The sequence below is a fragment of the Cystobacter fuscus DSM 2262 genome (assembly GCF_000335475.2).
Classification (GTDB): Bacteria; Myxococcota; Myxococcia; order Myxococcales; family Myxococcaceae; genus Cystobacter; species Cystobacter fuscus.
This window is the reverse complement of the sequence record NZ_ANAH02000024.1, coordinates 1-10598: the sequence shown is the minus strand read 5'-3', so window position 1 is coordinate 10598 and position 10598 is coordinate 1. Positions and strand designations below refer to the sequence as shown.

The 10598-nt window shown below is 66.0% G+C and carries 10 protein-coding genes; 5 read left to right on the top strand and 5 right to left on the bottom strand.

The features are described from left to right. Positions 1 to 71 precede the first annotated feature (71 nt). Both D187_RS32205 and D187_RS32200 read left to right on the top strand, forming a co-directional pair. Entirely contained in the window at positions 72 to 308 is a 237-nt protein-coding gene (locus tag D187_RS32205; protein WP_043432502.1) for a hypothetical protein, read from the top strand. Beyond that, positions 298 to 801: a DUF2243 domain-containing protein gene (locus D187_RS32200; RefSeq protein ID WP_002627904.1), complete on the top strand. Its 504-nt coding sequence runs from the start codon at positions 298 to 300 to the stop codon at positions 799 to 801. Before D187_RS32205 ends, D187_RS32200 begins: the two co-directional genes overlap by 11 nt. A 121-nt stretch (positions 802 to 922) precedes the next feature. Here the strand turns inward: D187_RS32200 and D187_RS32195 are convergent, their stop codons facing one another. Both D187_RS32195 and D187_RS32190 read right to left on the bottom strand, forming a co-directional pair. Then, positions 923 to 2788 carry an AbfB domain-containing protein gene (locus tag D187_RS32195; protein WP_245591876.1) on the bottom strand — a complete coding sequence of 622 codons (1866 nt, stop codon included), beginning with the start codon at positions 2786 to 2788 and terminating at the stop codon, positions 923 to 925. A gap of 152 nt (positions 2789 to 2940) precedes the next feature. Next, the gene (locus D187_RS32190; protein WP_155893739.1) at positions 2941 to 4107 is read right to left on the bottom strand and encodes a glycoside hydrolase family protein; all 1167 of its coding nucleotides are present in this window, start codon (positions 4105 to 4107) and stop codon (positions 2941 to 2943) included. A gap of 655 nt (positions 4108 to 4762) precedes the next feature. On the opposite strand from D187_RS32190, the gene D187_RS32185 reads away from it, so the two are divergent. Continuing rightward, positions 4763 to 6445 carry a type 2 periplasmic-binding domain-containing protein gene (locus D187_RS32185; protein WP_002627900.1) on the top strand — a complete coding sequence of 561 codons (1683 nt, stop codon included), beginning with the start codon at positions 4763 to 4765 and terminating at the stop codon, positions 6443 to 6445. A 106-nt stretch (positions 6446 to 6551) separates the two neighbouring features. On the opposite strand, the gene D187_RS32180 is transcribed toward D187_RS32185, so the two are convergent. Continuing rightward, the gene (locus D187_RS32180; protein WP_043432498.1) at positions 6552 to 6800 is read right to left on the bottom strand and encodes a hypothetical protein; all 249 of its coding nucleotides are present in this window, start codon (positions 6798 to 6800) and stop codon (positions 6552 to 6554) included. A gap of 315 nt (positions 6801 to 7115) precedes the next feature. On the opposite strand from D187_RS32180, the gene D187_RS32175 reads away from it, so the two are divergent. Beyond that, positions 7116 to 7727: a DUF2243 domain-containing protein gene (locus D187_RS32175; protein WP_245591875.1), complete on the top strand. Its 612-nt coding sequence runs from the start codon at positions 7116 to 7118 to the stop codon at positions 7725 to 7727. Between the two features lie 122 nt (positions 7728 to 7849). Here the strand turns inward: D187_RS32175 and D187_RS32170 are convergent, their stop codons facing one another. Next, on the bottom strand, positions 7850 to 8503 hold the full coding sequence (locus D187_RS32170; protein ID WP_155893737.1) for a hypothetical protein: 654 nt from the start codon (positions 8501 to 8503) through the stop codon (positions 7850 to 7852). A gap of 502 nt (positions 8504 to 9005) precedes the next feature. Between D187_RS32170 and D187_RS32165 the strand changes: the two genes are divergently transcribed. Beyond that, positions 9006 to 10190 carry a hypothetical protein gene (locus D187_RS32165; protein WP_155893735.1) on the top strand — a complete coding sequence of 395 codons (1185 nt, stop codon included), beginning with the start codon at positions 9006 to 9008 and terminating at the stop codon, positions 10188 to 10190. 148 nt (positions 10191 to 10338) lie between these two features. Here D187_RS32165 and D187_RS57215 read toward each other — a convergent pair. Beyond that, the coding region (locus D187_RS57215; RefSeq protein WP_043432495.1) for a hypothetical protein at positions 10339 to 10598 on the bottom strand (260 nt) is incomplete at its 5' end.

The window sequence follows — 10598 nt, the reverse complement described above, 5'->3', positions numbered from 1 at the left end:
ACTGGACACTCCCAGACGTTCGGCTCCAGTTCGCCGGAGGTTCGAAGTGGGGAGGCTCTAGCTTGGGCGGCATGAGACTGCGCTCACTTCCTCCCCTCGCGGCCTGGGGGAGCTTCGTGGTGACGACGATCGCGTCCGCCTGTCCGGATTGCCCCACCAGCCGGGTGGTGCGGCGCGCGATTGTCGAGGTCGGGTTCGTGGACGCGCTGGTGATGGTGTGCGTGCCCTTCCTGCTCATCGGCTTTCTCAGCGCGCTGCTGTACCGAGTGGGCCTGACGGGGCGGCAAGGAGAAGACCATGGCGGGTGAAGCACGGCATCAAGGCGCGCTCATCTCGGCGGGCGTGTTGCTCGGCACCGGGATGGGTGGCTTCGTCGACGGAATCCTCCTGCACCAGATCCTCCAGTGGCACAACATGCTCTCGTCGCGGCTGCCGCCCACGGAACTGGTGCCGATGAAGATCAACATGTTCTGGGACGGCCTGTTCCACGCCTTCACCTGGCTGATGACGGCGATTGGCCTGGGCCTGTTGTGGCGCGCGGGCCAGCGCCCCGAGGTGCCCTGGTCGACGCGCACCTTCCTGGGCTCGCTGTCCATCGGCTGGGGCGCGTTCAACGTGGTGGAGGGACTCATCGACCATCAGCTCCTCGGCATCCACCACGTGCACCCCGGAGAGGGACAGTTGGCCTGGGACATCGGCTTCCTGCTCTTCGGGGCACTGCTCATCGTGGGAGGTGGCTCGCTCGTGCGCGCGGGCCGCGAGGACACCCTGCCGCGAGGCGTCGTCCCGCCCGTGCTCTGAGGCACGGAAGGCCCTCGCCGGAATCCTCGCGGTCGAGGCTCGAACAGGCCGTGAAGTAGGGGCGCGAGGATGATTCTGGATGAATCCTTCCGGAGGGTGGAAGAACCGCTCCGCCGCTCACTCACTCACGGAAGGTCGCGTCGCTCCGATCCGTGCTCGTGGAAAGCCCATTCAAGTAGAGCAGACCCTCGCGGTGACGCAGGAAGTAGCCCGGGAAGTTGAAGGACTCGAAGGAGATGAGCGCGCTGTTGGCCTGTCCCGCCCGTCTCCACCAGGTCGCATCCGCCTTGAACAGGCTGGAGCCATCATCGAGGTCCAGCCACACCTCGCCGTTGCGATGCCGCAGGAAGTAGCCCGGGAAGTTGGTGGACTCCAGCGACAAGGCCGAGGCGTTCGCCAGTCCGGGGAGGACCCTCCACTCCGCGTCCTCCGCCGTGAGGAGGCTGTGATCGATGCGTCCCCGCGCCTTACGATGCCGTATGAAGGAGCCCTGGATCAGGGACTCGAAGCGGGAGAAGGCGCGGACCGACAGGTTGTCGAACCTCGCCTGGGACTGGTAGGTCCGCACGCCGATGGCACCGGACACATAGGAGCCATCCGTCACCGAGAGCTTGGGGGTCGCGAGGTCGTCGACATAGACCTCGAGCAAGGAGCCCACGGCCACGACGCGTAGGTGCCGGGACGTGCCCGTCATGGATGGCAGGGCCGCGACCGCGAGCTGCGTCCACGCGCCACTGTTGGCCTTGCCCAGGCGCACCTGGTTGCCATCGATGCCCACGTAGTAGCCCTGATAGGAATCCACCCCCGTGGTCGGACGGCTGGCGCGGAACAGCAGCCCGGGGTTGCCGGACGGGCCGGGAGTGATGTCGGCGTCGTACGTGAAGTTGGAGAACAGGGAGCCGGACGCGAGAGCCTTGGCGCCCGCATCGGCCCCGACGGCGAGCTGTCCATTGACGACGGACCAGGCTCCTCCATAGGCCTGCCAGCCCGTGGCGTTGCCATCATTGAAGTCATCCGCGAAGGGGCTCTCCCAACGAGCGGTCTTGGAAATGAAGGGCGCCAGGAAGCGGGCGATCTTCAGGTGGCCACTGTTGGAGGGGTGCACGGTGTCGGAGTAATCCGAGGTGCCCACCGTCACCCAGCCCGCCGTGTCCACGTAGTACAGCTTCTTGTCCCCCGCGGCGACCCGGGCGCTCACCGCCGCCTGGGTGGGCGCGACCTTGAATCCACCAAAGGTGCGCAGCACGAAGATGAAGGCATTGGGATTGCGGGCCCGGACGTTCTGGAGGAACGTGGTGTAGGTGCTCTGGAACGCGGCATCGGAGACCCCGAAGTGCTGGTCATTGGTGCCGAGATTGATCACCACCGCGTCGGGCTGGTACTGGCTGAAGTTCCAGTCGGGAGAGGACGGGTATTCCACCGTCTGGAGTTTGAAGTATTGCCGGCTCATCCCGATGCCTCCCTTACAGGAGGAGACATTCTCCAAGCAGATGCCGGAATAGGCGACGCGGGTGTGGTCCGCGTTGAGGAACTCGCCCACCAGCCAGGCGTAGTCACTCAACGCGCCCTGGCTCAATGCGCAGCACCCCGCGGTGATGGAGTCTCCGATGAACTCGAGCCGCTTCGCGCGGGGGACGGGCGCCAGGGTGCTCGCGCCGCCGTCGAGCACCAACCCCTGGAACTGAATGAGATCCTGCTCCCGGCTGGCGACCCGCAGGGTGTGGCGTCCCGAGGCCAACGCGGTGGGCGTCAGGTTGATCGTCCCGGTGGCACCGGGGTAGCTGGCTTCGGCGCCACCGTCGATGCTGACATAGACGTGGGCAGCCGCGGCCAGCCGCAGCTTCACGCTCGTGCCGGTGAAGTCGACCCGGAAGTAGGCTCCCGACCAATTGCTGCGATAGACGCTCGCGTTGCCTTTGTCCCAACGTCCGACATACACGATGTTCGGATCGCTCGGGGAGCCATCCCCCGTGGCCGCGCTCGCCATGGGAAGAAGCCCGGGGAGAAGACTCGAGAGTAGCAACAGTAACGGCACGGGAATGGGCGAAAGGCGCCGGGTTCTCGAAGTGGGGGGCATGCGTGCTTCCTTCTGGGGGGGACGCGCCGGAAGAATCGAATTCCTGGTTATGGTGAGCGCCCTCAGTTGGTGGGGCCGGTGCCGAAATAGACGTTGCAGGTGCCGTTCTCGGCGCGGGTTTGCAACTGCACCAGGGTGGCGCCGCCATTCACCCATTGCAGCCCCGGCGTGAAGCCCTCGCAACCGTCGGTGACGGGATTGGGCAGCGTGACCGGCGCCGGAATTTCCGTCCAGGGCCCGTTGGGACTGCCGTTCGCGCTCTTGAAGATGGTCAGCCCGTTATTGTTGGAGGCGTTGCCATTCTGCACCCGAAGATACTGTCCGATCCACAGGATCGCTCCGCCCGGCAGCACCTTGTTCACGGGCGTGTTGGTGAAATAGCGCCCGAGCGCATCCTGCATCCGTGTGCCTTCGGTGTCGGTCGCGCCATAGTCCCAGCCGTCGGAAGAGATCTTGTAGTAATGGTCGCAGTTGTGGCCCGCGCCGCAGATCTCGTAGGTCAGGAGGTAGTTGCCGTTGTTCAGCTTCGACACCACCGGCATGCCGGGCCGCCGATAATCCTTGGACGATGTGCCGAGGGCGACCGTATTGCTATGGCCCACCCACTCGACGCCATTAGAGGTGCGCCGCCGCACCAGCTTCTGGTCGCAGCAGGGGCTGCTCTCGTCTGCGTAATGCATCACGATGGACCCGTCTTTGGCCAGCGAGAAATCGGGCTCCCACAGGCCACCGGAGGTGGCGGAGCGAACCGCTTCGCTCAGGAAGGTCCAGCTCCGGCCCGTGTCGGTGCTCTTGTAGATATTGATCCTGGCGCGACATGAAGTGCATTCCTTCTTGTCGACCACGATCCCCAGGATCAGCGTCCCCTTCGGCAGCGCGGTGCCCACCTGCTGCTCCACGTAGAACAGGCTGGGGCTGCTCGATCCGAGCGCGGTGAAATTCGCGTCGTTGATCGTGCCGACATGGGTGAAAGAAGCGCCGTTGTTGGTGCTGGAGAAGATCTTCACCTTCTCGACCCCGCCGTCGAACGCGAGGACCGACGCGATCAGCTCACCGCTCGGCAACAGGCGGATGCGCGGATATTTGGCATAGGCGGTGAGCAGCGTTTGCGCCTGCGCGGCGGAGCCCGTCATGCCGATCAGCGCCAGCCCCGCCGCCAGCCACGTCACCCGGACGAGTGCGCGGGCGAAACCGCGCCGAATCCCCATTCGCCTGATCATCTCGTTCATGATCCTTCGCATGACATTCCCTCCATATTGTTGCGCGCCATGCAGCCGCCGCGCTTGTGTGCACCGCCAGCAACCGGCCAGCCTGACCGTCGCTCAAGGCGCTTCCGCCCGTCGCCAGGGCAGCCGGGGCAGGTCGGACGGCACATTATACACCGACCGGGCCAGCAAAGGAATAAAGTGTTTGATGTTATAAGCCGCTTTCATGTGACGGCGATCTTGGAACGCGCGACATGGCTTCGGACCCGAGCCGGTCGCCGCGCGAGGCGCGTCAATGCGCGATCGGCACCCAGCCAGGCGGCGCAAGCCATTTCATCCCCGCGCGCCAGCTTGCGATGCTGAACCGGGTTTCGATCGTGAGTGTCAACGGAGTTGTCGCGAGAAGCTGACTCAAGTAGTCAGCCGAAATGAAGGCACGGCAGGGGTGGAGTGCTGGGAGGGGTTGAGGCGGACAGGACCAGCCGGTGTCCAGTCTCGGGTGTTGCCGCGCCAGCGCGAGGGGTGACGTCGACCCCGACATCGCCGGACATCATCCCCGGCCCCCCAGCCGCTGGAATATTGAAAATTCATTGAATTCTGATGTTTCATGAATTACATTCTTCACCTGTACTCTTGTCGGCCGCGCTGGAGTTCCCAGTCGCGGCAACAAGGAGAAGCGATGATGAAGAGCACCTCTGGACGCACTCAGCGGGCGGCGCGTGCCGCCCTCCTCCCGGCGTTGTTCCCCATGCTGTGGCTGGGGTCGGCTTGTGGCGAGCCGCCCCTGGACGACACGCGGGAGGAGCCCGTGATGACCCAGGAGCAGGGCGCCTCGGACGCCAACCTGTATGACTCGTTCACCCGGGCCAACCACGACTCCCGCCTGTACAGCCTCGAGCAGGGCGTGCACGCGTGGACCCCGAATCCCTATTGGGGCAGCGCCTGGGGCATCATGTCGGGCCGCGCGTACCTCTCCAAGGACGACGGCACCTGGATGGACCATTACGCCACGGTGCCCGGCAGCGCGAACGTCCGGGTGATGGTGACGCTGGCCGCGCTGGGCGAGTTCTCCGGCCTCACCTTCCGCCACGTCGACCGCGGCAACTGCTGGAAGCTGGCGACGGACCTCGGCGCGCGGAAGTACTTCCTCACGAAGTACGAGGGCTACACGCAGTACTTCCCGCTGCAGATCGAGCAGGCGCCCGTCGCGGGGGACGTGCTCGAGGTGCGCACGTCCGGCACCCGCATCGACGTGTACATCAACGGCGTGCACAAGGGAGGCGTCAACGACGCCTCGCACCAGTACGCCACCCGCGTCGGCCTGCTCGCGAGCCAGGACAACCTCGCGCGCTTCGACGAGTTCAAGGTCTACACGCAGGGCACGCGTGACGCCACACTGCAGCCCTTCACCTCGAACTCGGTGTGGAACCTGCCCATCGGCCAGGAAGCGGTGTACGCGAGCACCACGGACCCGGCGACGCGCGACTTCCTCGCCACCTGGTTCGACAACCGGACCATCAACGCCTGGGCCAACTGGAACGAGTACTCGCACCCCATCAGCTTCGCGTCCACCACGGACCCGTTGGCGACGGTGTCGGACTTCAACGACTCGTCGCGCAACGGCACCTACAACGTGCCCGCCACCGCGACCATCGCCAACGGCAGCGACAAGCACATGCACGTGGTCAACCCCTCGCGGACGTACATCGACGAGGCCTGGGCCACCACGCGCCAGTCGACCACGGCGTACACCGTGGGGCGCCACCACAAGATTGACCTCTACGGCAGCGGCCTGGGCCCGCAGAACGGCGTGCGCGCCTACGGCGGCGCCGCGGTGGGCGGCCTCATCCGCGCGTGGGAGACGACGCCCACGCACCCGAAGTACACGGGGAAGATTCAGCACGCCATCGCCCTGGCCGTGGACCGCGCGCAGCTCTATTACAGCGGCGGGTCCAGCGGCTACGACTCCAAGGGCTACGGCACCGCGAAGGGCTACGTCTGGCCCGCCACCGAGCAGGATTGGAACAGCGAGTGGAACTACAAGGGCAACGTCCCCATGGGGGCGTACTTCGCCATTCCGCCCTCCGTGGACATCAACGCGCAGGGGCTGACGGCGGACGGGAAGATGGTGGCGCAGGCGCTCCAGGACCACGGCGCCTACGTGACGGACGCGACAGTGGGGGCGGTGACCTTCTACGTGGAGCCGACGGCGCCCTCGACCTTCGCGGCCAACCTCCGCAAGGACGCGGCGAAGCTGCGCTCGCTGCTGCGGCGGGTGACGAACAACAGCGCCGCCACGCCCAACGGCCCCGGCGCGCGCCGCGTGCCCATGCTGCCCGACCTGGCGACGCCCCAGCCCTAGTTCCCCCACGTGCTCGCGCAGGACGGCGACGAGCTGTCCTGACGCGAGCGCGGGGGCCACTCCAGCGAGACGGACTCCCGGGAACAACGCGTGGTCTGCGTGCAGCTCACTCTGTCGAATCGAAACGGGCGAGGGCGAGCGCGAATGCCGAGTCGCGCTGAGCTAGATCGGCCAGCTGATTACGAAATTCCTCCGTTCGATCGGCGGGCTCCAGCATCAGCATCGGCAGGTACTCCGCAACGTCCAGCACCGCGGCGACATCACCACTCCTCCCCTCATGAGCCATGCTCCTCGCCAAGACCAAGACGGCATTGATGGCGGAGAGCGCGTTTCTACTTTTCAAGTTTGAAATCACAGGTTGCCTCCCACACCTGCTACTCTACCGTGACGCCTGGACTCGGTGTGCCTCTTGTCCCCGGCCGCACGAGAATTGGCGGAGCTGATGAACCAGACAGAGTCTGTTTCAGCGTGCTCAGCCATCGCTGAAGACTTGAATTCGTGCTCGCGTCGATCACGGTCTTGGGATTCCCACCGGACCCAAGGATCTCCGCTTTGATTGTCACTTGACCAGCCATCTCCGCTGCCTTCGAACGCCGAACGCCGTCCAAGCTCTCAAATGTTTTTTGCGTATAGGAGGGATGGGGGCCGAGTGGAGGGAGAGGGCAGGAGCATGGCGGGTGAGGCACGGCATCAAGGAGCGCTCATCTCGGCGGGCGTGTTGCTCGGCACGGGGATGGGCGGCTTCGTCGACGGAATCCTCCTGCACCAGATCCTCCAGTGGCACAACATGCTCTCGTCGCGGCTGCCGCCCACGGAACTGGTGCCGATGAAGATCAACATGTTCTGGGACGGCCTGTTCCACGCCTTCACCTGGCTGATGACGGCGATTGGCCTGGGCATGTTGTGGCGCGCGGGCCAGCGCCCCGAGGTGCCCTGGTCGACGCGCACCTTCCTGGGCTCGCTGTCCATCGGTTGGGGCGCGTTCAACGTGGTGGAGGGACTCATCGACCATCAGCTCCTCGGCATCCACCACGTGCACCCGGGGGAGGGACAGCGGGCCTGGGACATCGGCTTCCTGCTCTTCGGGGCACTGCTCATCGTGGGAGGCGGTGCGCTCGTGCGCGCGGGCCGCGGCTGCTCGGGCGGCGCGCGCAGGCCGAGGCGCTCGCCTACCGCGCGGTGGTCGACGCTCCTCGCACCAACCGGATGGCGGCGATCGCCGACGCGCGCTGCATCGCGCGAGCGGCCGAGCAGGCGCCGTCGCTGCGTCCGGCGGCGCTGATCGACGGCCTGATGCTGGACGCGCGCTGGGTGTTTAAGTCCGGGGTGCGACGCCGCCGAGGGGGGCCTGCCACCACGCCGGCCCGGATGTCCCATGGGAGGAGAGGAGCGCGTCTCTTGCCATCAAGGCTCGAGCCACCAATCCGAACGAGTGCCCTTGACGAAGCAGTCGACCGTCCGTTCCCGGCGAACGACGACCCCTCTCTCGTTCGTCCTGAGGGACCACTCGCCGGGGATGTGGATCTGGGCCTCGGGTCCGCACTTCTCCTGCAGGGCCGCCACGACCTTGTCGAATCCGGGCTCGGAGACCGGAGGAGGAGGCGGCGGAGGCACCTCGGGGCACGCCACCGGGACATACGATTTCTCTTCGCTCTTGGAGAAGAAGAGGACAGCAGGAGGGGTCCAGGTTCCGTCCCCCTGGATCTTGCTGAACACGGTGAATTCGCGAGTTCCGCACCCCTGGATCGGCTTCTGACGGAGCTGCTGGGTGAGGGCCTGGCACCGCTGGGAGGCGGCCTTCATCGTCAGGGGGCCACTCACGGTGGACAGCTGCTCACCAGCGTGCTCCCTGACGGCGTAGTCGGCTTCGCCACACTGGCGTGAGGCTCGATAGGCCTCGCGCAGTGTCAAGGCGTCGGTGGCCTGCTCACCTGCCACGGCCCGGTTGTAGTTTGCCGTGTAGTCCTTCCCCGCCTGGGTCGTGGCGAACGGTGTGCAGGCGCCCACCACGATGGCCACAGCGCTTGCAAACAGGAGGCGCGGCATCCTCGGCTGCATGGAGCGAATCCCGACATGAAATGGCATCATCGGGAGCTTCTATCCTGGTCACTTCGGACTGTCTACGAGAGCCTCGTCGACCCGCCGATCACCCGGTAAGTGGGAGAGATCAGGGCGTATCGCTCATCTCGAAGCGCACCGAGCAAGGCGGTGGCGGACCGAGTCAGCGCTGTCTTTGCTGGTCGAAGGCGACGCCCAGCCCGAGAGCCAGGCTCGCCATGCGCCCGAGCAAGCCGGCAGAAAAGCTCTCCCCGAGGTGGACAGCGCCGCTCGGTTTTCGGCTGGCCATTCTGTGTGACGATCCCGATGAGGTAGCTTTGTTTCCGGCGCAATCCGTTCGCGTCGATGGCGATGGTCGCGCGGGCTATCCTCCTCCCGGTGCCATCCCCGCGTTCGAGGAACTTGTCGCGGGACGCGTTTTGAAACGCCTCGATGGGTTCGAACGCTAACCCGCCTTATGCTAGCTTTGGTCCGAGTTCAATCTCGCGTAGAGCCCTGAGTCATGATGATACATGTGCCGACCCTGGACCGCGCGCGCCGCATGACGCGTCGCCTTTTGACCCGCAGTGCCTGGACACTGACGGCGTTGCTCGCATGCAGAACCGAGCACGGCACGTCCGCGCCACCGCTCGAGCGAGCTCGGGTAGAAATGCCGACACCTGCTTCGGAGGGTGGCGGCCCGGTGGTCTCCATGGCGAGCCCGACTGCCTCCACGACGACGGCGCGCGCCGCGAGGACACGTGAGTTGCCGGACGCGGCGACGTTCGGTGATCTCGTCGCCAGCGCGGCGGAAGTCGAGGCGAGTGAGCGAGCCTCCGACGCGCGCTGCGGGCTTCGTGCGGGGGCCGACGGGCGCTACCGGCTCGAGGCGAACCTCACGCCGTCGCTCGTGAAGACGGCCCCCATCGACCTCGACGAGGCGGCTCCATTCATCGGTCGTGTCGCGCTCGCGACGCCGTTCGGGGTCGTCGGGAACGGGTCCATGCTCGTCGCGCTGAGCCCGTTGCCGCAACGGATTCGCCTCGGCATCGTCCCGGTTGTCTCCGTCACGGACAAGGCCATCTATTTCTCGATAGCCACAAACCAGGGCATCAGTGAGGGCCCGGCAACGACCATCGATGAGAAGAATCTCCACGTCGTTCGCGGTATGATCCCGAACGCTGACGCGGTGATCGTCACGGCGGAACGTGACGTGCCGCTCGATCGCGTCCGCGACGTCCTCGACTGGACCGATGGCGCAGCGGGCCCGGTCGTTTTTGGTGTCTTCCTCGGTCGAGACGACCACGTCCCCGCGACATGGGTCAACGCTCGGGAGCCTGATGGCTTCGTCGAGGAACCCGGACGTTGCGAGAATGGCGAGCATTATTGGACGGTGCCCGGTCGATACGACCCCGCGACCGTTGCCCGCGTCTCGGATGAGATCCGGCAGGAGGTGGCTTCCTGCGCTGCGAAGCTTCCGCCGGATTCACTCGGAGGACGCGTCACGCTGTCGCTCAAGATGGGCAGGACTGGCCGCACGGCGGACGCGTGTCTCGGCGAAGACCAGACGCAAAGCGCCGAGGTCCGCGCATGCGTCCTCGACCGCGTGCGGAAGCTTCCCTTCCCCTCATCCCCGAAGCCCGTGGCCGTCAGCGTGCAAGTTCAATTGGTTCCTCCGAGTCTGATCACGCGCGGCCTCTGCGAATGACCCTTTCGGACCGACGTGAGCCGCCCCATCCCCACGGCGACCCAATCGGCGCGCCGGTGTACACGGGCGCGGTGGGCTTTTTGGGTGTGGGACGCGTGTGGCACCCGGACGTGGTTCCACTTCGGCCACAGGTTCCAGGCAGGTGCGCTCACCGGCTCGGCTCCTCGGGCGAGACGTAGGACGGGTCGTGCGCGAAGGGCAGAGGCCGGTCCTCGCGGAGGGCGTCGAGCACCGCGGCGAAGTCGGTGCGGCAGCGAAAGCCGAGCCGCCGCTGTGCACGGTCCGCGTCATGGAGCGTATGTGCTCGGGGAGCGGGAGCGGTGAGTCGCGAGGTGTTGTCTCCGTCGACGGTGGCCTTGGACCGGGGGCGCAAGCCAAGATGGGTGTCAGACGACTCGTGTGCGCCAG